Origin of the sequence: Acinetobacter lwoffii (genome assembly GCF_049367455.1) — a bacterium.
GTDB classification, from domain to species: domain Bacteria; phylum Pseudomonadota; class Gammaproteobacteria; order Pseudomonadales; family Moraxellaceae; genus Acinetobacter; species Acinetobacter lwoffii_W.
This window is the reverse complement of sequence record NZ_JBMPXW010000001.1, coordinates 909028-935124: the sequence shown is the minus strand read 5'-3', so window position 1 is coordinate 935124 and position 26097 is coordinate 909028. Positions and strand designations below refer to the sequence as shown.

At 40.9% G+C, this 26097-nt stretch carries 23 protein-coding genes; 15 read left to right on the top strand and 8 right to left on the bottom strand.

The genetic code is table 11. The features are described from left to right. The first annotated feature begins 1 nt into the window (after position 1). From yjgA to ACO1B7_RS04460, 11 genes are all read left to right on the top strand, one after another. The gene (gene yjgA / locus ACO1B7_RS04510; RefSeq protein WP_004278333.1) at positions 2–535 is read left to right on the top strand and encodes a ribosome biogenesis factor YjgA; all 534 of its coding nucleotides are present in this window, start codon (positions 2–4) and stop codon (positions 533–535) included. 713 nt (positions 536–1248) lie between these two features. Next, complete coding sequence (locus ACO1B7_RS04505) at positions 1249–2517, top strand: sensor histidine kinase (RefSeq protein WP_423089851.1); 1269 nt, start codon at positions 1249–1251, stop codon at positions 2515–2517. A gap of 173 nt (positions 2518–2690) precedes the next feature. Continuing rightward, positions 2691–3995 carry an RNA-guided endonuclease InsQ/TnpB family protein gene (locus tag ACO1B7_RS04500; RefSeq protein ID WP_004647482.1) on the top strand — a complete coding sequence of 435 codons (1305 nt, stop codon included), beginning with the start codon at positions 2691–2693 and terminating at the stop codon, positions 3993–3995. Positions 3996–4089: 94 nt separating this feature from the next. Beyond that, entirely contained in the window at positions 4090–6840 is a 2751-nt protein-coding gene (glnE, locus tag ACO1B7_RS04495; RefSeq protein WP_423089850.1) for a bifunctional [glutamate--ammonia ligase]-adenylyl-L-tyrosine phosphorylase/[glutamate--ammonia-ligase] adenylyltransferase, read from the top strand. A 24-nt stretch (positions 6841–6864) separates the two neighbouring features. Further along, positions 6865–7791, top strand: a complete 927-nt coding sequence (locus tag ACO1B7_RS04490; protein ID WP_423089849.1) for a branched-chain amino acid transaminase — start codon at positions 6865–6867, stop codon at positions 7789–7791. A 128-nt stretch (positions 7792–7919) separates the two neighbouring features. Then, positions 7920–8642 (top strand): hypothetical protein, encoded by a 723-nt coding sequence (locus tag ACO1B7_RS04485; RefSeq protein WP_004647484.1) that lies wholly within the window; start codon positions 7920–7922, stop codon positions 8640–8642. A 41-nt stretch (positions 8643–8683) separates the two neighbouring features. Next, the gene (locus ACO1B7_RS04480) at positions 8684–9655 is read left to right on the top strand and encodes a Stealth CR1 domain-containing protein (protein ID WP_071850416.1); all 972 of its coding nucleotides are present in this window, start codon (positions 8684–8686) and stop codon (positions 9653–9655) included. A 9-nt stretch (positions 9656–9664) separates the two neighbouring features. Beyond that, positions 9665–10429: a glycosyltransferase family 25 protein gene (locus tag ACO1B7_RS04475; RefSeq protein ID WP_423089848.1), complete on the top strand. Its 765-nt coding sequence runs from the start codon at positions 9665–9667 to the stop codon at positions 10427–10429. 9 nt (positions 10430–10438) lie between these two features. Then, complete coding sequence (locus ACO1B7_RS04470) at positions 10439–11209, top strand: glycosyltransferase family 25 protein (protein WP_253146968.1); 771 nt, start codon at positions 10439–10441, stop codon at positions 11207–11209. A gap of 56 nt (positions 11210–11265) precedes the next feature. Beyond that, positions 11266–12126: a WlaTC/HtrL family glycosyltransferase gene (locus ACO1B7_RS04465; protein WP_253146969.1), complete on the top strand. Its 861-nt coding sequence runs from the start codon at positions 11266–11268 to the stop codon at positions 12124–12126. Between the two features lie 12 nt (positions 12127–12138). Further along, the gene (locus ACO1B7_RS04460; protein ID WP_253146970.1) at positions 12139–13056 is read left to right on the top strand and encodes a hypothetical protein; all 918 of its coding nucleotides are present in this window, start codon (positions 12139–12141) and stop codon (positions 13054–13056) included. Here ACO1B7_RS04460 and ACO1B7_RS04455 read toward each other — a convergent pair. From ACO1B7_RS04455 to ACO1B7_RS04435, 5 genes are all read right to left on the bottom strand, one after another. Beyond that, positions 13053–13898 (bottom strand): lysophospholipid acyltransferase family protein, encoded by an 846-nt coding sequence (locus tag ACO1B7_RS04455; protein WP_253146971.1) that lies wholly within the window; start codon positions 13896–13898, stop codon positions 13053–13055. The two genes, ACO1B7_RS04460 and ACO1B7_RS04455, sit on opposite strands and share 4 nt — an antisense overlap. 18 nt (positions 13899–13916) lie before the next feature. Beyond that, complete coding sequence (locus ACO1B7_RS04450) at positions 13917–14138, bottom strand: hypothetical protein (protein WP_004278319.1); 222 nt, start codon at positions 14136–14138, stop codon at positions 13917–13919. Between the two features lie 114 nt (positions 14139–14252). Next, positions 14253–16037: an aspartate--tRNA ligase gene (aspS, locus tag ACO1B7_RS04445; RefSeq protein ID WP_180181077.1), complete on the bottom strand. Its 1785-nt coding sequence runs from the start codon at positions 16035–16037 to the stop codon at positions 14253–14255. A gap of 162 nt (positions 16038–16199) precedes the next feature. After that, entirely contained in the window at positions 16200–16964 is a 765-nt protein-coding gene (locus ACO1B7_RS04440; RefSeq protein WP_423089847.1) for a DUF4184 family protein, read from the bottom strand. Positions 16965–17027: 63 nt separating this feature from the next. Further along, positions 17028–18089, bottom strand: coding sequence for an RNA-guided endonuclease InsQ/TnpB family protein (locus tag ACO1B7_RS04435; RefSeq protein ID WP_191112203.1), 1062 nt, complete (start codon positions 18087–18089; stop codon positions 17028–17030). 210 nt (positions 18090–18299) lie between these two features. Here ACO1B7_RS04435 and znuD point away from each other — a divergent pair, with 210 nt between their 5' ends. Both znuD and ACO1B7_RS04425 read left to right on the top strand, forming a co-directional pair. After that, positions 18300–20408, top strand: coding sequence for a zinc piracy TonB-dependent receptor ZnuD (znuD, locus tag ACO1B7_RS04430; RefSeq protein ID WP_423089846.1), 2109 nt, complete (start codon positions 18300–18302; stop codon positions 20406–20408). Positions 20409–20514: 106 nt separating this feature from the next. Beyond that, entirely contained in the window at positions 20515–21978 is a 1464-nt protein-coding gene (locus tag ACO1B7_RS04425) for a phospholipase D-like domain-containing protein (protein WP_423089845.1), read from the top strand. An 84-nt stretch (positions 21979–22062) separates the two neighbouring features. Here ACO1B7_RS04425 and ACO1B7_RS04420 read toward each other — a convergent pair whose 3' ends face one another. After that, positions 22063–22521: a hypothetical protein gene (locus ACO1B7_RS04420; protein WP_224217206.1), complete on the bottom strand. Its 459-nt coding sequence runs from the start codon at positions 22519–22521 to the stop codon at positions 22063–22065. A gap of 179 nt (positions 22522–22700) precedes the next feature. Between ACO1B7_RS04420 and ACO1B7_RS04415 the strand changes: the two genes are divergently transcribed. Further along, entirely contained in the window at positions 22701–23153 is a 453-nt protein-coding gene (locus ACO1B7_RS04415) for an RcnB family protein (protein WP_138743079.1), read from the top strand. Between the two features lie 198 nt (positions 23154–23351). Here the strand turns inward: ACO1B7_RS04415 and ACO1B7_RS04410 are convergent, their stop codons facing one another. Next, positions 23352–23849: a phosphate-starvation-inducible protein PsiE gene (locus ACO1B7_RS04410; RefSeq protein WP_004647497.1), complete on the bottom strand. Its 498-nt coding sequence runs from the start codon at positions 23847–23849 to the stop codon at positions 23352–23354. Between the two features lie 174 nt (positions 23850–24023). Between ACO1B7_RS04410 and ACO1B7_RS04405 the strand changes: the two genes are divergently transcribed. Beyond that, a complete protein-coding gene (locus tag ACO1B7_RS04405; protein WP_004732995.1) occupies positions 24024–24230 on the top strand; it encodes a hypothetical protein in 207 nt (68 codons plus the stop codon). 62 nt (positions 24231–24292) lie between these two features. Here ACO1B7_RS04405 and ACO1B7_RS04400 read toward each other — a convergent pair whose 3' ends face one another. Next, the gene (locus ACO1B7_RS04400) at positions 24293–26074 is read right to left on the bottom strand and encodes an acyl-CoA dehydrogenase C-terminal domain-containing protein (protein ID WP_121980091.1); all 1782 of its coding nucleotides are present in this window, start codon (positions 26072–26074) and stop codon (positions 24293–24295) included. Between the last annotated feature and the right edge of the window lie 23 nt (positions 26075–26097).

Here is a 26097-nt window from a genome sequence, read left to right as displayed (position 1 = left end):
CGTGGCACGTCGACCGAACAGTTTAACTGAAGAAGATTTTGATTCTTTAGAGGGACGCGCAAGTAAGACCGAACAGAAAAAAGCAGTCCAGCGTATGGCTGCTTTAGGTGCGCAGCTTGCAGAGCTGAGCGCTAAACAAATTAAAAACCTACCCGTAGATGAGCGTTTGATTGACGCCTTACTTGATGTGCAGGCAATTAGTTCGCATGAAGCACGTCGCCGTCAATTTTCACGGATTGGTAAATTATTACGCAATGAAAATGAAACGGTAATTTTGTCTTATTTAACACCTAAACAAGGTCTTAAAAAGACAGCTCAATTACAGCGTTGGGTGGATCGAATTGTCAAAGATGGTGATCCAGCCATCAATGAATTTACCAAAACCTATAATGCGACAGAGCGTCATACCTTACGTCAACATTATCTTCGGGTACACCGTGATTTAAAGAATCAAGCACCTGAAGAAGAAGTGAATGCTTCTAAATTAAAGCTGTTTAACTATGTACAGCAAGTGGCGTTGATTTCTGACAATTAAGCAGCCATGTAAAAAGGCGGTCTTTTTTAGGCCGCTTTTTTATAGCTGTTTTGAACTGATTGGTTTGACTTGAACATGCATAGTCTATAAGTGGTCTATCTTAATATTACTATTCCAGCTTCTAAAACTGCATTGATGATAAAAAATACAAAATTTCTGCAATTAATTTGTTAATGAATGTAAAATCTTTACAATTCTCAGTGGCTTTTTTGGCCTGTTTTTAGTCAATATCCTGATATTTAAATATTTCGTAGACTGGAATTGTTAAGATAGTTTTAAAAATTAAAAAATAATTCTGAGTGTTATTAGATAGATGAGACCTGATATAAAATTTCTTTTTAATCATAAGGCCAAGTTATATAATTGAAAAATCATTAGCTTTTACTCCAAATAGAGTAAAAAGCTATAGTGGGTATTTTTTAGTCAATAGTGTGTTACAGTAAATACAAATAAACATGCTTATTTTAGGTGAGATATATTAATTTCAAATACTTATGTAGGTTTTTTTCGAATAGTAAATTTTCAAGTTATTCTTAATCAATTAAATATCAGTGCTTTGCGGTTAAGAATGTATCTGGATAGAAACAGGTTAACAAATCCTTTAACCTATAGGTGAGTTTTCATCGTTGAGTAAATATAGAATCTTTGTTATTGATTGTATGAATTTGGTCGGCAGTGTTTTCTATATTCCATAAACATTCAGAGAGGCAGACATGGAACTAAAACTGCTAGAGGTCGGTCAGAATACGGAGCAATTAAGCTCGTGCCGTATATCTCTCATTTTAGGTGTCTATACCTCCAATAACCTATTAGACACCTTTTGTAAGATCGCCCGTAAAGTTTTAAACGTTAAAACCAGCATTATTCGCTTCCACACGGAGCCCTATATCTGGTACAGCTGTCCGCGCGGTTTCCGGGCTTTGCACGCCCCGCAGGACGTGAATCTGCCTACGTATCTGCAACACGCAGATGTCATCGACCAGATGCATCCTGCTTATACAGAACTGTCAAATTATGTGAAAAATCTCGGTGTAGCGCATCAGAGATTAGTCGCCTTTAATTTAAAATCAAGTAGCGGTGTGTCTTTTGGACAGGTCATTTTCTTTGATGATCAGACTGAAGGGTTTGATCAGGATGATATTGCCACTATTAAACAATTTGCTGAAAGTTTAGTGATTCGAATTCAGCTTAATCAAGAACATACTGAACTGAAAGAATTATATGAACAGCAATGCGCACTCAACTTCAGTAAAACCAAATTTTTCCAGATTATTGCGCATGACTTGCGTGCACCATTTCATGGTTTACTGGGCTTTTCCGAAGTGCTAGCGCAGGAGCGTGACACTCTGGACGAATCCAGTATCCAGAGCATCGCGGATTATTTATATGATAATGCACAATCGACCTATAACCTGCTGGAAAGCCTGCTGACTTGGGCGATGGCAGAGGGTGGGCGCTTTATTTATCATCCGATTAATTATGAATTGAAACAATCCAGTAATATTGTGTGCAGTGTGCTGAAAAGTCTGGCCTTAAATAAAAAAATTGAACTGGTTGATAATATTCCTGAAGACATCAAGGTACATGCGGATATCAACATGATTACCTCTGTCTTGCAAAACCTGGTGTCGAATGCGCTTAAATTTACCCCGGTGAATCAAGGCGGTAAAGTGATTTTAGCTGCAGAGATGGAAGGCGAGCAGGTCAAGATTACGATTCAGGATACTGGCCTGGGCATGACCGAAGAACAGATGCAGAATCTGTTTAAACCGACTTTGGGTGTGAGTGTCAGAGGCACAGCTGAAGAGAAAGGGGTAGGTTTGGGTCTGGTACTCTGCAAGCGCTTTATTGACCTGAACCATGGTCAAATTGCTGTAGATTCCAAAGAGGGCCGTGGTACGACCTTTACTGTGCATTTGCCGATGGTTACCAATGATCATCAGGCGCTAGTGCTTGAAGATGTACATGCCGAGCAATCTTAAAAGGTAAATTTCAAACTAAAACATTCCCACTGAGACAAAACTCCTGCTATCTTTAGTGTGAAAGAGGACTCCACCCAACATTAGGGTGGAGGTGAATTTCACGACTTTTTTTTAGTGCAATATGATAGAATAATTTGCATTAAGTTTCTGTATCTAAATAGATTTAAGGCGAAATGAAGATCAACAAAGCGTACAAATTTAGGCTTGAGCCTAATGCGGAACAGGAGCTTGTTTTAAACAAGTTGCTTGGCTCTGCACGTTTTGTTTGGAATCAAATTTTAGCTGTTTCGTTCGAGATGCTTGCTAATAATGAGCGAATCAACAAAGTTAATTTAGTCAATAAAATTCCTGAATTACGCAAAAAACCTGAATGTGCTTTTCTAGAAAACAGCTCAAATGGCGTTTCACTCCAACAAAAAGTTCGTGATCTTGGTGATGCTTGGGGGAAGTTTTTTAACAAAAAGGAACAAGCTAAGTTAAAGCAAAAACCATTTAGAGCTAAGAAGCCACGATTTTTTAAATTATCCGATGGTGGTGAAGTTCAACTTAGAACACTTATGCCACGATTCAAAAAGAAATCTGATGGTTATGATTCCATTCGTATTGTTCAATTTGGCAGATATTGTTGGGTTAAAGGCAACCAAGTTAAGTTACCTAATGACATTGGCGTTGTGAAATTCAGAAAATCACAAAATATTGTGGGTGAGATTAAGAACGTCACAATCTCAAAGCATGTCGGGAAATGGTATGTGTCATTTGGTGCTGAAAACACAGTAGAAGCACCAGTCCACCCATCAAAATCAGCCGTTGGCATTGATTTAGGTGTTAAAAAGTTAATTACAACGTCTAGTGGTCAAGTATTCGACCCGATCAATAGTTTCAAGGCCAATCAAGTAAAGTTGGCTAGGCTTCAGCGCAAGCTGAGAAAGAAAAACAAGTTCAGTCAAAATTGGAAAAAGCTGAATCTCAAGATCAATACATTACACCATCATATTGCCAATATTCGGCATGACTACTTGCACAAAGTCACCACAACGCTCAGCAAAAACCACGCAATGATCGTAGTTGAGGACTTAAAAGTAGCCAATATGTCGAAGTCAGCGAAAGGCTCAATCGAGAAAAAAGGAAAGAATGTTAAAGCCAAGTCCGGCTTAAATAAATCAATCCTGGATCAAGGTTGGTCAATGCTTGTTAATATGTTGGTGTACAAACAGCAATGGCGAGGTGGTTTACTCGTTAAAGTTGACCCTAAATATACAAGTCAGACTTGTAGTTCATGTGGTCACGTTGCAAAAGAAAATAGGCTTACTCAAGCAAACTTTAGTTGTGTCGAGTGTAGCTTTGGCGAGAATGCAGATATTAATGCTTCTCGCAATATTTTGGCGGTAGGACATACCGTTTTGTCTGTGGAGGGTGGATGCGGTAAAGGTCGCCTTGCGAAGCAGAAAGCAAGTGAAATCCGTGAGGAAGTCACCTAAGAGCTTTTACTTTTAGAATCCCCCACTTGAACATCGTGAAAGTGGTGGGAGTATGTCAAAACTAAGCAGAATGTTTCAGGGGAAGAGTTGAGTGATGAATGCGGCACAATTGCAGAAAACCTTAAGAGCCAGCCAATATGCCGAACAGGTATTGGCCAATCACCAGAGTCTACTGGAACAGGATTATGCAATTGACCAGTTTCAAGGCTCACTTAGTCGGGAATATATTGATCAGCTGGTGCAGCACTGCATCCTAAATATAAGCGATGAAGCAACGTGGATGCGCGCAATGCGTATTTTGCGGGCTCGATTGATGTTTCGTTGGATCTGGCAGGATGCCAATCAACTCACCGATGTCATTACCCTCACCCAAGAACTCTCCGATTTTGCCGATGCCTGCATCTGTGCAGCGAAAAATTTTGCCCGTATTCCGGTCGCTGCCAAGTATGGTCAGCCGATTGGTTATAATGGAAAAGTTCAGGATCTGATTGTCATCGCCATGGGGAAACTCGGCGCCCAAGAACTCAATCTTTCCAGTGATATTGACCTGATTTTTGCCTTCGACGAACAGGGTGAAAGCGATGGGCGTAAATGTATTGATGTGCAGCAGTTTTGCATCCTGTGGGGACAAAAACTGATTCATTTGCTGGATCAGATCACGGCGGATGGTTTTGTATTCCGGGTGGATATGCGCCTGCGTCCCTGGGGCGATGGTTCGGCACTGGCCATTAGCCATGCGGCCTTGGAAAAATATCTGAGCCAGCATGGGCGTGAATGGGAACGTTATGCCTGGATTAAAGCGCGTATTGTCAATCCAAGTCCGGAAGGTGACGAGCTGCTGGAGATGACTCGTCCATTTGTATTCCGCAAGTACGTCGATTACAGCGCTTTTGAAGCCATGCGCGAAATGAAAGCCATGATCGAGCGTGAAGTACAACGCCGGAATATAGAAGATGATATCAAGCTCGGAGCTGGCGGCATTCGCGAGGTTGAATTTATCGTGCAGGTGTTTCAGCTGATTTATGGTGGAGCCAAGCTTGAATTGCAGGATCGCCAGTGTCTGGTGAATCTAAATCATCTGGATGATGCCGAGTTGCTGGATGAACAGGCGGTGCAGGATCTGGAAAATGCCTATTTATTCCTGCGCCGGGTTGAGCACGCGATTCAGGCACTGAATGATCAGCAAACGCAATCACTACCGACAGAGCCAGAGTTAAGGGCGCGTATAACGGACACACTTGGTTTTGCGGATTGGGACAGCTTTATGGCATATCTCAATGAAAAGCGTGACAAAGTGATGTATCAGTTTGATCATTTAATCAAGGAAAATGGTCCTGACACCTTGGTTGAAAGTTTTTCCCAGTTGGAAAAGAAACTCAAAGAAGTTTTGGACGAGAATGCAAAGAATCTTGTCTATGAGTTTTGGAATGGGCATGCCTTAAAAAAATTACCAGCCAAAGCAGTGCAGCGTTTAAAAACTTTTTGGCCACATTTAATCGAAGCAGTTTTACAGTCAGAGGATCCGCAGACCGCACTGGTACGACTGATGCCCTTGGTGGAATCAGTAATGCGCCGTACGGTATATCTGGTGATGTTAATTGAGAGTAAAGGGGCGTTACAGCGACTGGTGAAGATGGCCACGGTCAGCCCATGGATTTGTGAAGAACTGACCCATTATCCGGTGCTACTGGATGAATTCCTGTCGATGGATTTTGAATTGCCAAAACGTAAGGATCTGGAAGATTCCTTGCGCCAGCAGCTTTTACGGATTGAAATTGACCAGGTCGAAGACCAGATGCGGGTTTTGCGCCTGTTTAAAAAATCTAATGTTCTGGCCGTTGCCGCCAGTGATGTGCTGGCAGAAAGCCCACTAATGAAAGTTTCCGATGCCTTGACCGATATTGCTGAAGTATCGGTGAATGCAGCGCTGCATCTGGCCTATCAGATTGTGGCAAAAAAGCATGGTTTTCCACTGGATGCAGAAGGGCAGCGCTGTTCAGTCGAGCATACGGCTTTTGCAGTCATTGGTTATGGTAAAGTCGGTGGAATTGAATTGGGTTATGGCTCGGATCTGGATCTGGTGTTTATTCACTATATGGGTGAACAGGCCGATACCGATGGACTTAAGCCGATCAGTGGCTTTGAATTTGCCATGCGGGTTGCACAAAAGTTTATGTCACTGATGACCACGCAAACCTTGGATGGACGTGTATATGAAGTCGATACCCGATTGCGTCCATCGGGCGAAGCTGGGCTTTTGGTCACCAGTTTAAAAGCCTTTGAACAGTATCAGTTCAAGAGTGCCTGGCTATGGGAGCATCAGGCCTTGGTACGAGCCCGCCCGATTGCGGGTGAAATGAGCTTACGGAAAAAGTTCGAAGTCTTGCGCCGGGATATTTTGATTCAGCCCCGTGATGAAAATTATGTACGGGCAGAAGTACTGAAAATGCGTCAGAAAATGAAGGAGCATCTCGGTTCTTCTAAAGAGCAAAAAAAAGATGGTATTTTTCATTTAAAACAAGATGCAGGTGGTATCGTAGACATCGAATTTATGGCACAGTATGCGGTGTTGGCTTGGAGTGGGACGAATAAAGATCTCGCCCATTTCTCCGACAATGTACGAATTCTTGAGGATGCCGCAAAATCAGGTTGCTTATCCAGCGACGATGCGACTGCTCTGATTCAAGCTTATCTCCGTGAACGCGCCGAGAGCCATCGCTTAGCCCTTGCAAATCAATCCATGCAAGTGTCTGCAAGCGACTGGCACGATACCCGAATGACCGTTTGCAAGTTATGGCAAAGACTGATTGATCCAAGTGCAGACTTTGCACTGGATAGTGAATAATTGTGAGAAATTGGAGTTTGTGGCATGAATTTGGCTGATCGTGATGGTTTCATTTGGCAAGATGGACAACTAGTTGACTGGCGTGAGGCAAAAACTCACGTATTAACACATACTTTGCATTACAGCATGGGTGTGTTTGAAGGCGTCCGAGCTTATGAAACCCCGAATGGAACGGCTATTTTCCGTCTTAAAGAACATACGAAGCGCTTGTTGAATTCTGCAAAAATTTATCAAATGAAAGTTCCATTTGATCAAGCAGCATTAGAACAGGCTCAAATTGATGTTGTTCGTGAAAACAAATTAGCGTCTTGCTATTTACGTCCAATTATTTTTATTGGTTCTGAAAAACTCGGTATCGCTGCAACTGACAATACCATTCATGCCGTAGTTGCGGCATGGAGCTGGGGTGCTTACCTCGGTGAAGAGGCGATGGCGAAGGGAATTCGCGTAAAAACGTCTTCATTTTCCCACCATCATCCGAACGTGACCATGTGTAAGGCTAAAGCATCAGGTAACTACACCTTGTCGATTCTTGCGCATCAGGAAGTGGCGCATTCAGGTTATGATGAAGCAATGCTGCTCGACCCGCAAGGCTATGTATGCCAAGGTTCAGGCGAAAACGTATTCCTGGTGCGTGATGGCGTGATTCATACGCCTGATATCGCAGGTGGTGCGCTGGATGGTATTACCCGTCAAACGATTATTACGATTGCTAAAGACTTGGGTTATGACGTAATTGAACGCCGTATTACCCGTGATGAGTTCTACATCGCAGATGAAGCATTCTTTACCGGTACTGCTGCAGAAGTAACACCAATCCGTGAATACGATGATCGTCAAATTGGTGAAGGTGTGCGTGGTCCAATCACCACACAAATCCAGAAAGCATATTTTGATGCAGTTCAGGGCAAAGACCCGAAATATGCACACTGGTTAACGTATGTGAAGTAATTAAGAATTTACTGATTGAAAAAACCTCTCATTTGAGAGGTTTTTTTTAACGGATGTACTTATTCTGCTGAACTTATGTCATCATATTCAGCATCAAGAAGATTTTAAGATGAGCTTAGGCATACGCAATGAGTAACATCGTTATTTGTATGAAATGGGGAACCAAATACGGTTCGGAATACGTCAATCGTTTATACAATATGGTTAAACGACATACGACAGTCGACTTTAAAATGGTCTGTCTGACGGATCGTACTGAAGGCATTGATCCTGCAGTACAATGTTTCCCTATTCCACCTCTGGCATTGCCTGAGGGTGCCCCTGAGCGTGGCTGGAACAAGCTGTCCACTTTTGAACCTGATTTGTATGGTTTAGAAGGCAATGCATTATTTCTCGATCTTGACGTGGTGATTGTCGATAATATCGATGAGTTCTTTACCTATCCGGGCGACTTTCTGATTATTCATGACTGGAAACGGCCGTGGCGTATTACCGGTAACAGTTCGGTTTACCGGTTTAAACTGGGTGCTTTCCCAGGTCTGTTACCTTATTTCCGTGAAAACTTTGATGAAATCCGTAAAAAATTCCGGAATGAGCAAGCCTATTTGTCTTGGTATGTAGACCGTGAAGGTAAACAGACCTATTGGCCAGAAAGTTGGTGCAAGAGCTATAAGTATCATTGCCTGCAAAAAATCCCGATGGCTTACTTTAAGCCCCCTGTGAAACCTGAAGGCGCTAAAATTATTGTATTCCACGGTGAAATTAATCCGCCAGATGCAGTGAATGGTGGTGGTGGGAAATGGTACCGTTATGTATTGCCATCGCAGTGGATTAAGGATGCTTGGCAGTAAGTTATAGAGTTTATTCAAGCTAATTGTTGATTAGAAGTATTATGGAAAAAATAGATTTTGTTATTGCCTGGGTCGATGGCAATGATGTAAAGCATCGACTTAAAAGGCAACAGTTTCAATCTACTAATATCGTAAAAGGTTCAGCAGAAGAAACTCGATTTGCTAGTAATGATGAAATCTATTTTTCAATTGCTTCAATTCTTAAATATGTTCCCTATTTTGGAACAATTTATATTATTACGGATGAACAGCAGCCTGCACATATTCATGATTTTTTCGAACAGGGATTATGTGCTCCTGAGCAGATAAAAATAATTGATCATAGAACAATATTTGCTGGTCATGAGCAATACTTGCCTACATTTAATTCTTTAAGTATTGAAACCATGCTTTGGAATATTCCAGGGTTATCAAAGTATTTTATTTATTTGAATGATGATTTCTTTTTTAATGTCTCATCTGAATTAGATGATTTTTTAGTTGGTGACCAGATAAAAGTCTATGGACATTGGGAAAATAACTCCTTAATTAAAGCAAAATTTAATCTGCGTAAAGGTCTTAATAAATATTTTGGTAAACCTTTACAGCCTAAATATACAATTGCTCAAATGCTTAGTGCTGAATTATGTGGATTTAATAAATATTATGAAATTCATCATCGTCCCCATATATTGGATCGTGATGTACTACAAAATTATTTTCAAAAATACCCTACAACATTAGCTGAACAGATTAGGTATCGTTTTAGAAGTGCTTTTCAATTTTTACCAGTAGGGCTGAATAACCATTTAAAAATTCGAGAAGAAAAAACAATCTTGTGTAATGATATAAATATTGCTTACTTAAAAAATGAAGCTTCAGTATCTACATTTTTATCAGACCTGAATAATCCAGCTGTTAAATTCGGTTGTATTCAGAGTTTAGATCAATTTGATCCAAAAGAAGCAGAAAAGGTATCTTTTGCTTTAATTGCTAAATTAAAAAACTATTTACCTCTATCTATTCAGCATTAAGAGTTAATCATGAAAGTTGTAACTTATTTAATTAATTTAGACGGAAGTGATGAGCGTCTAGCTGCAGCAACTCAGCAGCTTAATAGTGTGGGCTGGAGGTTTGAACGTTTTGCTGCTTATGATGGTCGGGGTAAAGCACTCTCTGAATTCACAAATTATAATGATGATCAAACTAATAAGGTATTAGGTCGTAGTTTAATGAATTCCGAGTTAGGTTGTTATTTAAGTCATTATAGATGTGCTGAAAAATTTTTAGCCACTGATGCAGATTATTTAGTGGTTTTGGAAGATGACCTTAAAATTAATAGTGAATTTAAGATTAAAATAGACAGCATCATTGAATATTTGCACCAACATCAAGATTTAAACTGGTATCTTATTAATATTGCTGCAAAAAAGAAAAAACTTGCAAAAGATATTACGCAAATAGGGGATATAAGTCTATGGCATGCTTTTTATTTCCCAATTCGTGGGTTAGGGTTAATCTGGTCGCGGCAGGGAGCACAGGCTTTTGTTGAGGCAGGCAAAACTATAAATATGCCGGTTGATATCTTCTTCCAGTCTTGGTTAAGTCAAAATGGCAAAGGTTTAGGGATTTGGCCACCACTAGTGAAGCCAGCAGGGGTCGATAGTGATATTTTGGGAACGGTTGCTACTCAGGGGATTTCTCGCAAAGCACTTGAAAATAGAAGCCGCTCCTATGGATTTAAAAAACAAAAGCGCATGTGGTGTGATCGTTATTATGCGATCAAGCACTTGATTAGTTCAAAGTAAGTAAATTCTATGAAAAATATTGTAATTAGCCTGAAGACGGCAAAAGCACGCCGTGAACATATTGAAAAAGAATTTGGTAAACAGAATATTGGTTTTGAATTTTTTGATGCTCTGACCCCTGATTTAGCAAAGCCACTTGCAGAGAAAATGCAATTAAATGTTGAGGATGAATACTTAACAGGTGGGGAGTTGGCTTGCTTTATGAGTCATGTATCAGTTTGGAACAAAATGGTCGATGAGCAGCTTCCATATGTTGCAATATTTGAAGATGATATCTTTTTAGGTGAAAGAGCATTTGAAATCTTTAATTCATCTTCGTGGATTCAAGAAGAGTGGCATATTATCAAAACGGAAGCATTTTCTGAAAAGGTTTTATTAGCTAAAGAAGTCTACAGAATCAACGATACAAACCGTCAGATTGCTCGTTTAACTGGAAAAAATTTAGGAACAGCGGGTTATATATTATCACTTAAGGGTGCTATGGCTTATCTAAATTATATTAAACAATCATCTTTGAGTCCTTTAGATGAAATGATGTTTAGAGATTTTATTCATGCTAAGCACTGTGATGTTTATCAAATGTCACCTGCCAGTTGTATACAGGAAATGATGTTATATCCAGAGAAAAAAACTGTTCTGTCGAGTGATTTAATTGATGAACGTAAAGCAAGAATGAAGAAATATAAGAAGAAAGGTTGGGCAAAGGTGTTAAAGGAAATTACACGTATTTTTAGTCAAATTAAACATGCTCTATTTGCAAGTAATATAAAATTTTACTAATTTAAGATAGATTGTACTATTTTTTAAATATTTTCCTATATTGAAGGCAAAGTTACATGATAGATAAAGCAGAGATTACAATTGTTAGTGCATTCTTTGATATAGGGCGAGGAAATTGGAGTAAAGAACAAGGTCATCCTGGTTATTTACAACGTTCTTGTGAAAAATATATAGACTACTTTTCTAATTTAGCAAAATTAGAAAATGATATGATCATTTTTACTTCCTCAGAATTTTCTGAAATAATAAAAAAAATAAGAGGAAATAAGAATACTATTATTATTGAAATGAATATTGATGATAAATTTTCAAAGTGTAAAGATCAAATTAGAGTTATACAGAATAGTAGTAAATTTAAGAATACTGTTGATCAATCTCAGTTAAAAAACCCTGAGTATTGGTCACCAGAGTATGTATTGGTAACTAATTTAAAAACATATTTTGTGAAAAAAGCCATAAAAGAAAATCTTGTAAAAACTAATTTAGTAGCATGGGTAGATTTTGGGTATTGTAGAAATAAAGAGACATTGAATGGAATTAGGAAATGGAGATATCCATTTTTAGAAGATAAGATTAATTTTTTTACTATTAATAAAAATTTTGATATTAGTAAGGATTTAGTAATTAAATCAATATTGAAAAATGAAGTTTTTATTATTGGTGGTGCAATCGTAAGTTCGAAAAAGAAATGGCTTCAATTTTCTGAAATAGTACTCCATTGTCAAAAGAAAATACTACTTGATGGAATGGTAGATGATGATCAAGGTGTCTTTATGATGGCATTTCTGGAAAGTAAAGAAAATATAAAATTAAATTATTTAGGAAAAAATCAGTGGTTTAGTTTATTTAAAATGTTTGATGAAACAACTAAGCTAAATTTTTTAGATAAATTTAAAATGTTATTGCGTTTATACTAGTAAGTGATATATATGAAAGATTTGAAATCATCAATTATCTTAGGTGCTGCTACCGGCTATACTCCCGATAAAGTTGAGATTTTTTTAGAAAGCCTTTTTCATGCAAAATATAAAGGTAAAGTTGTACTCTTTATTAATGATGATCAATATAAAGATTATTGTACATATTACTCAAAAAAAGCGTATGAATTTGAACTCGAGTTTACTTTGAGTAAAATTGGTATATTGAGTTCTACAAAAAAAATGAGTAAAAATGTTAAAAAATTAATAAAGATTCTTAGTAGTATAGTTGTTTCATTGGAACCACGTCTTAAAAAAGATTTTATTTATTTTCTCGGTTTGCCTCATGTTTCTAGATTTTTTGATTACTATGAGTACCTTTTATTAAAAAGTAATAATCAAGATATTATGCTGACAGATACTAGGGATGTAGTAGTTCAAAAAAATCCATTTGAAAGCAATCTAAATGGATTATATTTAGGAATGGAAGATGAGCGTGTTTCGATTGCACAGGATGATTTTCATATAAAATGGATTTCAGACGTATATGGAAAAAAATATCTTCAAAGCATTGGGTCTAAAAAAATTTGCTGTGCTGGTGTAACTTTAGGAGATCATGCTTCAGTTATGTGTTATTTAGAAGCGATGATTACTGAGTTTATGTCTCTTCCATATTATAAAATGGTTCGATCTAATTATGATCAAGGGATACACAATAAATTACTTTATTCAAAAAGTTTTAAAAATGTAATTTGTTGTGAACCGCTCAAATCAATTATTTCAACAATAGGTTTAGTTCCAAGAAACGAAATAATACTAAATGAACATCATCAAGTTTTAGATTTTGATGGAAGTATATCAAATATCATTCATCAGTATGATCGTCATAAAGATGTTGAAAAAATATTTATAAAAAAATATTTAAACTAATTTTTTACTTTCCTAAACCGTTTATACCCCCACAAATACTGCTCTGGAGCGACATTAATCATGCGCTCCATTTCTTTATTTAAGGTATCCACAGAACACTGTAGGTCTTTCGACGAAATATCGTCAGAAAGTTGGGTCACAACAATATCATAACCTGACAAATCGTTGCGTCTTAGGCAACTCAGTCCAACCACAGAACATTGGGTTTTAGCTGCCAGTTTGGAAAGTAAGGTAGAAGATAGTGCATTCTGATTGTAGAAAAGTGAGTAGATACCACCACTTTCTTTAGGGACATGATCCGGTAAAATTGCAGAAAAACCACCCTGTTTTAAATGCTTAAACAAAGCACGTACACCAGAATCATCTGTAGGGACCAGTGTGGCATTCAGGCGTTGCCGAGCTTCAAGCATAAAGCGGTCAACATCCTGATTCTTGCTGGGCTTATACATAATCACAGGGGAGGTATGTTGATTTACCCAAACATTTAATAGCTCCCACGTACCAAAATGTGGAACTACAGCCAAGCAGCCCTGAGGATTTTGCAAAGCTTGCAGGAAAATATCTTCGCCATGCACGTCTCGAATTAAAGACAGCGCATATTCAGAAGATGATCCCCAAATCTTGACTGATTCCGCATAGGTCATGCACTGACTTTTGAGACTGCGTTTGGTCAAATCAGCTCGTTCAGATTCGGAAAGTTCTGGATAAGCAGAGGCCAGATTAATCTCAGTCACTCGGCGTGCAGAAGAATGGCTGAAATACAAAAGAGATCCAGCCAGTTGCGCAAGATTTTGAATGAATCTTAATGGAAGCTTGGAGAAATTTTTGAGTAGGGTGTACATGGTATCCAGATGGTCAGATTATAGGTCTTTGTCCGGATTGCCCTTCAGCACCATATAAATCAAACCTACAAAAATCAGCAGGGCACCTAAAATACTGCTCAGGCAAAAATACACAATACGGTCATTGGTATCGAGGTTGAACAGGTTGTTGGCAAGGATATAGCGCATGAACAGCCATTGAACCACTGAAAATACAATAAGCATAATGCTGCGATTACGAACTGCAGGACGCATAGCCATTGCTAATTACCTTAGATTAAAAACTGTGGCTATTATGCCACTGTTCCAGATGCGACTCAATCACACAAAAAAGCCCCACACGAGGCAGGGCTTTTTCACTTAAAACGTCAAGAATTATTCTTGAGATTCAGCTTTCGGTTTTTCACGTAAGCGAATCCCAAGGTCACGCAGCTGGTTTGATTCAACTGGTGCTGGCGCTTGAGTCAATGGACATTCAGCAGTCTTGGTTTTCGGGAATGCAATTACGTCACGAATAGAAGAACCGCCAGTCATGAGCATCACAAGACGGTCAAGACCGAATGCCAAACCACCATGCGGAGGAGCACCGTAACGTAATGCATTTAACAAGAAGCTAAATTTCTCTTCCGCTTCTTCTTCACCAATACCAAGCGCTTCAAAGATCGCTTTTTGCATTTCAAGGTTATGAATACGCAGTGAACCACCACCGATTTCAGTACCGTTCAATACCATATCGTAAGCCACAGACAGAGCAGCGCCTGGGTTGTTCTTCACTTCTTCTACGCTAGATTTTGGCAGCGTGAATGGGTGATGCACAGAGGTCCATTTGCCATCGTCAGTTTCTTCGAACATTGGGAAATCAACAACCCAAAGTGGCGCCCACTCACAAGTTGATAATTTAAGATCATGACCGATCTTCACACGAAGCGCGCCCATTGCATCGTTAACAACTTTCGCTTTGTCTGCACCGAAGAATACGATATCACCATTTTCAGCGCCAACACGTTTCAATAGATCAAGCACGATTGGCTCGATGAATTTCACGATTGGAGATTGAAGACCTTCGATGCCTTTTTCAAGTTCGTTGACTTTGATGTACGCTAAACCGCGCGCACCGTAGATGCCCACAAACTTGGTGTATTCATCAATCGCGCTACGTGGCAGTGAACCCGCACCCGGTACGCGAAGCGCAACGATACGGCCTTTAGGATCTTTTGCAGGGCCTGCGAATACTTTGAACTCAACGTCTTGCATTAAGTCTGCAACGTCAACCAGTTTCAAAGGAATACGCATATCCGGTTTGTCAGATGCATAGTCACGCATTGCATCGTTGTATGTCATGCGTGGGAATTTATCAAACTCAACGTTTAGAAGTTCTTTGAACATCTTAACGGTTAAAGTTTCCATTAAATCCATGATGTCATCGTCACTCATGAACGATGTTTCAACGTCGATTTGGGTGAATTCAGGCTGACGGTCCGCACGCAAGTCTTCATCACGGAAACATTTCGCGATTTGGTAGTAACGATCAATACCGCCCACCATCAACAACTGTTTGAATAGCTGTGGCGATTGTGGAAGTGCGTAGAAGCTACCGTTAGATACGCGGCTTGGCACTAAATAGTCACGCGCACCTTCAGGCGTTGCACGAGTTAAGATCGGAGTTTCAACGTCTAGGAAGCCATTGTCTTCGAAGTAGTTACGAATCAGGTTGGTTAATTTAGAACGGAAACGTAAACGATCTAGCATTTCTGGACGACGGATATCCAGGAAACGGTATTTCAAACGAATTTCTTCAGAAATATTGGTGTTTTCGTCATTCAAAGGGAATGGCGGAGTTTCAGACTGAGCAAGAACTTCAATTTCTTTACCCAAGACTTCGATTTGACCGCTCACCATATTGGCATTTTCTGTGCCTTCATAACGGCGACGCACACGGCCTGTAATTTTTAATACAAATTCTGAACGTACTTTATCAGCAGTTGCGAATGCTTCAGGAGTATCTGGGTCAATAACCACTTGAACAAGACCGTCACGGTCACGCATGTCAAGGAAGATTACACCACCGTGGTCACGGCGACGATGTACCCAACCGCATAATGTTACGGTTTGGTCAATTTGAGCTTCGGTTAAAGAACCGCAGTAATGAGTTCGCATCATAGCGTTAGAAATCCAACTATATGGGTTAAGGTCAGCGAATACGTAAACAGCGTACCGCTTTGAGTAAAGGTAGGATTATGCCTCTTTGGGCATGTTGTCACAAGAACTTGGGTCAAAAACAATATCATTTTAAAGTGAATAGGCGTAAAGCCAGTGCTTTGTCTAACCCATCTTGCGATCTCTGTCTAAAAATAAAAACAATAAACAGCCCAGACTGAAGGTGATCAGAAAGCCTTGGCTAAATTCATTGATCGAGCGGCCAGTAAAATAGTAGAGATCTGATTGCCAGACTTCCGTAGAAATATAGCGCGCATAATCCCAGACAGAAAATAGGCCGGTAAATATAGAAAACAGCAATAAGCCCCAGGAAAATGCTTTGATTTTCACACTAACTGCAAGATATTGCTGGTGAGTTTTATAGTAATGCAGGCTCATCCACAGGATAAGAGGCAAGACAATCACTGAGGTGCCAATCTGTAAAATTCGGTGCAGCGGATAACTTTGTCCAAGCAACTGAAAATGTTGGGCTAAGACGTTATGAAAGGCAAAAGTTCGAAAGTCGACATGCGTTAGTCCATCCCAGATTAAATGGGTGGCTGTACCAATGATGACTGCCAGACACATCACCAGGATGAATTTTAGTGCTGCAAGGATATTGTGAATCTTTAAATCATGCTGAATACCGATGAAACGGTAAATCACGGGCCGGTAAATTAGGTACCAGACTGCGCAAAAAGCCAGACCAATCCAGAGATCCGGATGAATCAACGAAGACCATAAATGGGTAATATTAGAATTAGTATGAGTAAACAGACGATGTAGATCGGGAACCATGCTCCCAATGGCCAGCGCAGCAACAGGGAGTCTATTCCCAGTCAAATATGAAATAGGGGGAGCAAGCACAGCATGCGACAAGGTAAAAGGCATAAAAATGATGTTTTAATGTAATCAAAAATATTCAAAGGACATTCTATTGACATCCTCTCCTTCTTAAAAGAGGGAGATTCCTACTTCTAGACGCTTATGCCCAAGCGCAAGAATGTTCAGGGCAGAATTTAAATCCCGCTGCCAGGCTGTACCGCAGTTCTGGCATGTCCATTCTCTCATTCCAAGATCAACCCTACCTTTCGGACTACTGCTTGATATTTGCTTACAGCACGAGCAGATCTGGGTGGTATAAGACTCATTGACTTCTTCAAACAATACGCTTGCGTTCTCGCATTTATACTTGAGCATTGTTTTGAGTGCTGAAAATCCTGTATCCAGGACCGACTTCGCCATCCTGGTTTTGAGCAGTTTCTTCGCACTCAAGTCACCTACAACAATCAGTGCATTCTCCCTCACCAGTTGGGTGCTGGCCTTGTGCAAATGGTCTTTACGACAGTTTGCAATTTTGGCGTGTAATGCACGGACACGCTTTTTATTTCTCGCTCGTTGAGCAATTCCTAGTTTCTGTTCATATTTTCGATAGAACTTGGGATTGGAAATGATAGTTCCATCCGAACAGGTCGCAATATCTTTTAAGCCAAGATCAATACCAATCGCTTTGGTAGTGGTGGGTTTCTCAGCTTTAGGGCTATCCACCACCAGGCAGACATACCAGCGCCCGCGAGCATCCTCAACGAATGCGCCTGTTTTAATGCTGTATTGGCTTAATCCGTAGCTGTCCCATAGCTTGAATTGGTGCTTACCGTATTGAACAGATCCATCAGCAGATTTGATGGCTACTTTTTTAAAGGGTATCCAACCAAGAGAGCGCCTTGCTGATTTCTTGTTACTTACACGCCATTTTAGCTTTGCTTTTTTGAATTGCTTGCGTCTTGTTACTAATTCTTCTGTCACAGCCTGAATGGTTTGACTATGTAGGCTGCATTCTTTAGATGCGCCTTTTGTGTATTTCGATACATCGTAAGCTGATAGAAATTCACCTTTTCTTTTTAAATGTTTGAACCCTAAATCATTGACATAATTCCAGACAAAGTTCACCTCAGATGCTAATTGGTCTAGCACCTTGCAATGTTTGTCTTTTATTCGTAATTTAAGTGTTTTCATGGGCTTATATTAGCTCATGTTAAATTAAAAGTGTGAATTTAAAAAAAATCCAACGACATTTTATGTCGTGTCACTTATATCTCTGTCATGAAGGACGGAGTTTTACGCTCCATTTGATAAAATATATCACTGAGTGTCGTAAAGGATTGCAAAAACAATGAAATGTTATATTATAACATTCATCCAGATTACTGAATTTGAGCTTCGGTCATGTCCTTCCCTAAGAATCTAATAACATTGTCAATTTTTGCTGTAGTTGCGCCTACAGTATTTGCAGAGCAATCCTCATCTTCTATCCCGGTTCAGACCATGGACACGATTCAGGTGCAAGCTCATCCATTGGTGCAGACTGCGGCGGATTTTGCGGTTGCGGATCAGGTCGTGGATCAGAAAGCGCTGTCTGAACGTGCCACTACCATTGGTGATGCCTTGGCAGATGAGCTTGGTGTTTATTCTAATCAATATGGTTCAGGCTCAAGCCGTCCGGTGATTCGTGGTCAAGATGGTCCACGCGTGAAAGTGTTGCAGCATGCTTCTGAAACAGCGGATGTATCCACTTTGTCTCCTGACCATGCTGTCACCGTTGATCCGATTCTGGCGAAACAGGTCGAAGTGATTCGCGGTCCATCTACATTGCTTTATGGTGCCGGTACAGTCGGTGGGTTGGTGAATGTCACTGATCAAAAAATCCCAACTCAAATGCCTGAAGGTGGTCTGGAAGGTACAGTCGGCCTGCGTTATAATTCAGGCAGTGATGAAAAACTGGCAAGTGCTGGTGTGACAGCGGGTATTGGTGAAAACTTTGCTTTGCGGGTAGAAGGCTCAAAGCGTAAAGCCAATGATTATATTGCGCCGGATTATGTAGTAGAAGAGCCGCATGGAGATCACTCACACTTTCATAAAGAACGTCGTGTGGGCAATACTTTTACTGAAGGGCAGACAGTCAATATTGGTGGAGCATGGATTCATGACCGTGGTTTTGTTGGATTGTCCTATAGTAACCGTCAGGATCAATATGGCTTGCCGGGACATAGTCATGAATATCATGGTTGTGGGCCTGATGAGAATGATCGCAATCAATTGGCATGTCCTCCACATGATGATGGTACTGAAGAAGGCGAACATGCGCATGGCGGACCGTGGGTCGATTTAGAGTCACATCGTTATGATCTGCGTACCGAACTGAATAACCCTTTTGCCGGTGTAGAAAAACTACGTGCACATGCCAGTTTTACTGACTATGAACATGATGAACTGGAAGAAAATGAAATCATCAGTAACTTTAAAAGTAAGGGTTATGATAGTCGTCTAGAGTTGGTACATGTGCCAGTTGCAGGTTGGGAAGGTGTAGTTGGAGCGCAATATAGCCAACAAAAGATTGATCTTTCAGGTCAATTAGAGCCACATGATGACCATTTCCATGAGGCTGTCGTGATGCCTGATACCAAAACTGAAAAATACAGTTTATTTGGGTTAGAGCATAAGCAACTTGGCGATGTGCATGTTGAGTTGGGCGCACGCGTTGAGCATCAAAAAGTGGATGTCGACTCTCGTCGTAAAAAAGATTATTCCGATACAGGTGTATCTGCATCCACGGCTGCCAATTGGGGATTTGCACCAAACTATAAGCTTTCTGTAGTGGGTTCACATCAACAACGTTTGCCACTTGCTCAGGAACTCTATGCAGACGGGATTCACTTCGCAACCAATACTTATGAGCGAGGGAATGAAGATCTGGATGTCGAGAAATCAAATAATCTTGAATTAGGTCTGCATTATGAAGGCGATAAACTGGATTATCACGTGCATGTCTATCACAACTGGTTTGATAATTATATTTATGGTTCAACGACTGATAGTGAAGGTGACTTCCGCTTGGTCGACTATACCCAAGACAAAGCCAGATTCTATGGTACAGAAGCACAAGCCGGGTATCAGATCAATGATATGTATAAGCTCAGCGTCTTTGGGGACTATGTACGTGGCAAGATTGAAGCTGAGAATGCACCACGTGTACCTGCAGGTCGTTTAGGAACAAAAGTTGAAGCAGACTTTGCCGATGGTTGGTCAGGTCTGGCTGAATATTATCATGTCTTTAATCAGGACAAGATCGCCAGCTATGAAGATGAAACCCAGGGCTACAATATGGTGAATGTTGGCTTAAGCTATGCCAATAGCCTTGCAGATAACAATGCGTATCGGGTTTATTTCAAGGCCAATAACCTGCTTGATGATCAGGTGTATTCACATACTTCCTTCCTGTCGAATATTCCGCAGGTGGGTCGCAACTTTACCGTCGGCGTACAGTATGATTTCTAACAGGTCTACTGAAATAATCGACTAAATCATCTAGATCTCACTGAAATCTACTTGAAAAATCATAAGATAAAACCTAGCCTGAGTATATTGGGTTAGGTTTTTTCTTATGCGTATCTTTCAACGAATTCACAATAAATTAAACTGGTCGAATCGCCGTTATGTGGCTTTGATCATTAGTATGCTGGCCGTGGGTTATCTGGCTTCGGCGATCTACCACACGTATAAGCCTTTGCCGGAAGGTCTGAATTACACAGGCAAACTGCGTCATGCCGAAGTCAAATTTCTGGCCGATCAGACTTATCTGGATGCAGAAGGAAAACAGCATTTAGATCATCGCATTTTTAATGAAATGCTGAAAATGATTGAAGAGGCCAAATCACTGATTGTGCTGGACATGTTTTTATTTAATCAGCAAACCGGTGCATCTACGCAGCAGCATCAGGCACTGAGTCAACAGCTGAGTGATGCTTTAATCAGTAAGCGCCTGCTGCAGCCTGAGGTGGAAATCAAGTTTATTACCGATCCGATTAATTCAGTTTATGGCGGGATTAGATCTGAGCAGTATCGGAAATTACGTCAGCACGGTATTGATGTGATTGAAACCAATCTGACGCCGTTGCGCGCTTCCAATCCAAGCTGGTCCGGCTTCTGGTATATCTGTTGCCAGGGCATTGGCAATAATCCGGAAACAGGCTGGTTGCCAAACCCATTTGGCCCAGAAAAAATTACTCTGCGCAGTTATTTTGATTTATTTAACTTTAAAGCCAATCATCGCAAAACCATGGTGGTGGATACTGATCAAGGCTGGAAAGCACTGGTCACGTCCATGAACCCGCATGATGGCAGTTCGCGGCATTCCAATATTGGCTTATTGGTCTGGGGTAGCACAGCCGTCGATATTCTGAAAACAGAACTGTCTGTAGGCATGATGTCACAAGCGAATATGCCAGCCATTGTCGCTGGGGATTTTCAGGCAGACATTAGCCAACCACAAGTTCAGGTGCTGACTGAAAAAGCCATTTATGATGCGATTCTGAATCTGATTCAGACCGCGAAAGCCAATGAACAGATTGATCTGGCGATGTTTTATCTGTCTGAGCGCAAGATTATCAAAAGTCTGATCGCGGCCCATGAGCGTGGTGTCAAAGTCCGGATTTTACTCGACCCAAATAAAGATGCTTTTGGCCGTGAAAAGAATGGAATTCCAAACCGGCAGGTGGCTTCAGAATTGCACGAAGCGGGTATCGAGGTGCGCTGGTGTCGTACTCAAGGCGAGCAATGCCATAGCAAGATCCTGATGAAGCGCAGCGCTCAGCAAGCTGAAATGATTTTAGGCTCGGCCAATTTTACAGTACGGAATTTGAAAAACTATAATCTGGAAACCAATATGCGCGTGCTGGGTCAGCCTCAGGCAGAAGTCTTTAAAGATGCGCAACAATATTTTGATGGTGCATGGTCAAATCTGAATGGCCGTTCGATGAGCGTAGATTACACGCAATATGCAGAAAACTCATTCTTTAAATATTGGCTGTATCGCTTTATGGAATGGAGCGGCTGGTCGACGTTTTGATTTTAAATCCCTCCTGACCTCCCTTTTTTTAAAGGGAGGAAAGTCCCTCTTTGAAAAAGAGGGATTTAGGGAGATTTTTTATTATCAGCTTTTTGATTCAGGATTCGGGGGAACCAGCTGATCCAGCTCTTTATCCGTTAATTGATCCAGCTCAGAAATATCTGTTTTAATTTTCCATTGCGCTTCATCATGGACTGGATTTGGTAGACGCGCTTCTAACCAGTCACAAACCACATCTGGCGGGAAATCGGCGTGATTACACTGGATTACCCAAGACAGGAAATCTTTGGCTACACCATTCATATATGGCGGTGGCGAAACTGGAAGGAACTGAGTTGGGAGACGTTCATTTTTAGAAATATAATTCAGGACATGACCTAATTCTTGCACAGTTTGCCAAGCCAGCGGATGATCGACATTGATCTGAAACTTAAACCACCATGCCTGTTTGCCATCTGAACCATAGCTATCAATCCGTTCTTTCTGAACACTCGGCACTTTAGAAAAATATTCATGCAAACGATCGAAATTTAAATCAGACACAGTATTCAACTCGAAACATTAAAAAAGTGATTTTAGCATAAAGCCACAGGATGCCGATGAGCCCGCTAGATTGAAAATAGGCAAGCGCATTACAAAAAATTGCAGGCTCAGCAGCCTTATCCATATTTTCTGCATCTATTTTGTTTAAAATATAGACAAGGTATTAACAGGAAGCGCAGATGAAAATAGTATTCTTGAGTGCAATATTGACTTCATTGCTATTAGGAGCTTCTGCACAAAGTATGGGTGGCAATGCTTGGGTGGGTTATGGTGGTGTAGATCGATCCACACCGAATTATCGCAGCGCTCCACGATCTTATGATCCACCACGGCAGCATTATCCGCAACGTCCGCTGCCACCAAGACCACATTACCCGCAACGACCACCATATTGGGGCTATCCACCTGCACAGAGTCAAAGTGGATTAAACATTCAGTATCAGGCACCGACCACTATTTATCAAAATTCGAATAGTTATAGCTGGGTCAATGGTGATCCGAATGTTGCCCGGATTGAAAGTTCGAGATATACGGTAATTACCGATTGGCAGCGTTTAGGGTTACCAGCACCACCGCGTGGCAGCTACTGGATTTATGAAAACGGACGCTATGTGCTGGTGCCGAATCGTTAAACTGCTCTAAACTCTGAACGGATAATTCAGTTATAAACGTCAATAACTCAAAGAGACCAAAATAGTTCCCTCTCCTGTGAGGAGATGAGTAGCACTGCTACGCAAGGGAGAGATTGCTTGAGATAAATCTCCCAAAACCCTAAACGAGGCTTAAGTATTACTTTAAGCTGAAGTGCAAAAAAAAGAGGGCTTAAAAGACTATGCCAATTCATCATCTTCTGGACGCGGTGTTTTGCCAAGCGGTAATGGCTTTTCACTATGTTTGTCACGAATCACGGATGGATAAGTCCATGAGGCATAGCGCACCACTAATATCGCAAAGGCCAGAATCAGAATCGAACCGGTAATAATCACCAGATCCATGCTGGCTTTATGCGTGTGTTGAATATCTGCAATCAGCAAACGGGTCAGTGCAGTAATGGCAATATAAATCAGGAAACGTACTGGCATATGGTTGGTTTTGAAATAGATGCCGACCATGGCACCAAGTTCCAGATAAATAAACAACAGAAGAATGTCGTCAATGGTGGCGAACTGTTTCACGGTCAGAATGTCAATGACGGTATGGCCAGCGGACCAGATCACCATACAGCCAATAATAAACAGCGCAATATAATGAAAGCTTTCTACAGCAAGATTGCCAAGACGGTCGAGGAGAGCTTCAAATTTTTCAATTTTCGGACGTGATTTAGACATATTATCCTCCTGATTTTTCATGTGAAATAAAGATAGTTGCAGAATAACGTGCAAAGATCATGCACAGAATGATTGAATGAAAAATAAAGATTAAATTATTTGAACTTTTGCGCTTTTTTTAGACTAAATTGCTATATTGTATGGGTGGTAACATTGAATAAATAGGAGAAAAAAGTGTTAGATAAAATTCAAACAAAAATTAGCCAATTAGAAGCCGGAAAAAAATTAATCCTCGGCGTAGGCATTAAGGTTGAAGATATGCAAAAGGTGGTGGAACTCTGCGAGTCTTTAGAGTCAGAGGGGAATATCAAAATTGTGAATAAACATCTGAATCCGAAGAGCAATAATCAGCCGGATACCTTACTGATTCAAAAAGTTTAATTGTTGCATTTTCATAAAAAAACGCCTGCTGATGCAGGCGTTTTTTATTGCAGATTTTCAGCTTAAGCTTGAGTCGTGAAATAATCTTCAGAGAAGTTCATGATGACGTCAGAACCTGATTTCACTTTAGTAATGCGTAATGCCAGTTCAGGCAGAATGCGTTGTACAAAATAACGTGCCAGAGCGAGTTTATTTTGATAGAACTCACCGTCTTTATTTTTCGCTGCATTGGTAATGCGCGCGAACATATAAGAGAAGCTCAACAGACCTACAGCGTGCAGATAGTCAACTGCGGTTGCATTCGGGAAGTCATGGCTTTCTCGTGCTGCTTCCAGAATGTACTGAGTCACCGATTCAACTTCAGTTGCTGCATCCAGTGTGGCATCTTTAATAAAGTTTAGATCCGCATCCAGACTATTGGCAAAGTCACGGATTTCAGAGATATATTCAGAGATATATTCGCCGCCACATTTAATGGTTTTGCGGCCGATCAAGTCTTGTGACTGTACACCGTTGGTGCCTTCATAGATCTGGGAAATACGTAGGTCACGGATACATTGCTCCAAGCCCCATTCACGGATATAGCCATGACCACCGAAGACCATTTGTGCATCTAGGGTCGCCTGGAATGCGGTATCCGTTAAATACGCTTTCGCGATTGGTGTTAATAGCGCAACGCGGTCATTGGCTTTTTTCACCGCTTCAGGATCAGTAGAGAATTTGGTGATATCCAGTTGCTGACCTACATAAACTGCAAAGGCACGCGAAGCTTCGTTATTGGCACGTACATTCAGCAGCATACGGCGTACATCACCATGCACCAGAATGCTATCCGCAGGTTTGCTTGGTGACTGAACGCCAGCCGCACTACGACCCTGTAAACGGTCTGTGGCATATTGCGCAGCGTTTTGATAAGCGAATTCAGAAGCACCTAGGCCTTGAATACCCATCGACAGACGTTCGTAGTTCATCATCACGAACATCGCAGCGAGACCTTCGTTTTCTTTACCAACGAGGTAACCTTTGGCACCGTCAAAGTTCATGACACAAGTCGCAGATGCCTTGATCCCCATCTTGTGTTCGATTGAACCTGGGCCGACCGGATTACGCTCGCCGATAGAACCATCTTCATTGACCAAGAATTTCGGTACGATGAACAGGGAAATACCACGAGAGCCAGCAGGGGCATCTGGGGTTTTCGCTAGAACGAGGTGAATAATATTTTCCGCCAGGTCATGATCACCACCCGTGATGAAAATCTTGGTGCCGCTGATGCTATAAGTGCCGTCTTCGTTACGTTCAGCTTTGGTTTTGATAATACCCAGATCAGTACCGGCATGTGGTTCGGTTAAGCACATGGTGCCTGACCACTCACCCGAATAAATTTTAGGTAAATAGGTTTCTTTTTGTGCTTGTGAAGCATAGCTGTTCAGCGCCATGCCCGCACCAACAGAAAGCAATGGATACAGCATGAAAGACGGGTTGGTGGCAAACAGCATTTCATCAGAAAGTACCGTTAGCATTTTCGGCATTTCCTGGCCGCCCCATTCCATATCTGCGCCCAGACCAATCCAGCCACCTTCTGCATATTGTTTGAACGCTTCTTTAAAGCCAGCAGGTGTGGTCACATTACCATTTTCAATTTTTGCGCCTTCTTCATCGCCGGTACGGTTCAGAGGAAGCATGACGTTTTGAGAAAATTTTGCCATTTCTTCAAGAATCGCTTCTGCTGTCGCAGCATCCAGATGCGCTAGATTTTCATTGGCCTGCCAGAATTGTTCTGCATTGAAGACATCGTTCAGGATGAATTTCATATCGGCAAGTGGCGCGTTATAAATTGGCATGGTGTGTCACCTGTTTATTGTTT

Bases quoted from the DNA above. Each gene is read 5' to 3' on its own strand.
- ACO1B7_RS04505 (WP_423089851.1), top strand. From the start codon at position 1,249: ATGGAACTAAAACTGCTAGAGGTCGGTCAGAATACGGAGCAATTAAGC.
- ACO1B7_RS04500 (WP_004647482.1), top strand. From the start codon at position 2,691: ATGAAGATCAACAAAGCGTACAAATTTAGGCTTGAGCCTAATGCGGAA.
- glnE (WP_423089850.1), top strand. From the start codon at position 4,090: ATGAATGCGGCACAATTGCAGAAAACCTTAAGAGCCAGCCAATATGCC.
- ACO1B7_RS04490 (WP_423089849.1), top strand. From the start codon at position 6,865: ATGAATTTGGCTGATCGTGATGGTTTCATTTGGCAAGATGGACAACTA.
- ACO1B7_RS04485 (WP_004647484.1), top strand. From the start codon at position 7,920: ATGAGTAACATCGTTATTTGTATGAAATGGGGAACCAAATACGGTTCG.
- ACO1B7_RS04480 (WP_071850416.1), top strand. From the start codon at position 8,684: ATGGAAAAAATAGATTTTGTTATTGCCTGGGTCGATGGCAATGATGTA.
- ACO1B7_RS04475 (WP_423089848.1), top strand. From the start codon at position 9,665: ATGAAAGTTGTAACTTATTTAATTAATTTAGACGGAAGTGATGAGCGT.
- ACO1B7_RS04470 (WP_253146968.1), top strand. From the start codon at position 10,439: ATGAAAAATATTGTAATTAGCCTGAAGACGGCAAAAGCACGCCGTGAA.
- ACO1B7_RS04465 (WP_253146969.1), top strand. From the start codon at position 11,266: ATGATAGATAAAGCAGAGATTACAATTGTTAGTGCATTCTTTGATATA.
- ACO1B7_RS04460 (WP_253146970.1), top strand. From the start codon at position 12,139: ATGAAAGATTTGAAATCATCAATTATCTTAGGTGCTGCTACCGGCTAT.
- ACO1B7_RS04455 (WP_253146971.1), bottom strand. From the start codon at position 13,898: ATGTACACCCTACTCAAAAATTTCTCCAAGCTTCCATTAAGATTCATT.
- ACO1B7_RS04450 (WP_004278319.1), bottom strand. From the start codon at position 14,138: ATGGCTATGCGTCCTGCAGTTCGTAATCGCAGCATTATGCTTATTGTA.
- aspS (WP_180181077.1), bottom strand. From the start codon at position 16,037: ATGATGCGAACTCATTACTGCGGTTCTTTAACCGAAGCTCAAATTGAC.
- ACO1B7_RS04440 (WP_423089847.1), bottom strand. From the start codon at position 16,964: ATGCCTTTTACCTTGTCGCATGCTGTGCTTGCTCCCCCTATTTCATAT.
- ACO1B7_RS04435 (WP_191112203.1), bottom strand. From the start codon at position 18,089: ATGAAAACACTTAAATTACGAATAAAAGACAAACATTGCAAGGTGCTA.
- znuD (WP_423089846.1), top strand. From the start codon at position 18,300: ATGTCCTTCCCTAAGAATCTAATAACATTGTCAATTTTTGCTGTAGTT.
- ACO1B7_RS04425 (WP_423089845.1), top strand. From the start codon at position 20,515: ATGCGTATCTTTCAACGAATTCACAATAAATTAAACTGGTCGAATCGC.
- ACO1B7_RS04415 (WP_138743079.1), top strand. From the start codon at position 22,701: ATGAAAATAGTATTCTTGAGTGCAATATTGACTTCATTGCTATTAGGA.
- ACO1B7_RS04410 (WP_004647497.1), bottom strand. From the start codon at position 23,849: ATGTCTAAATCACGTCCGAAAATTGAAAAATTTGAAGCTCTCCTCGAC.
- ACO1B7_RS04400 (WP_121980091.1), bottom strand. From the start codon at position 26,074: ATGCCAATTTATAACGCGCCACTTGCCGATATGAAATTCATCCTGAAC.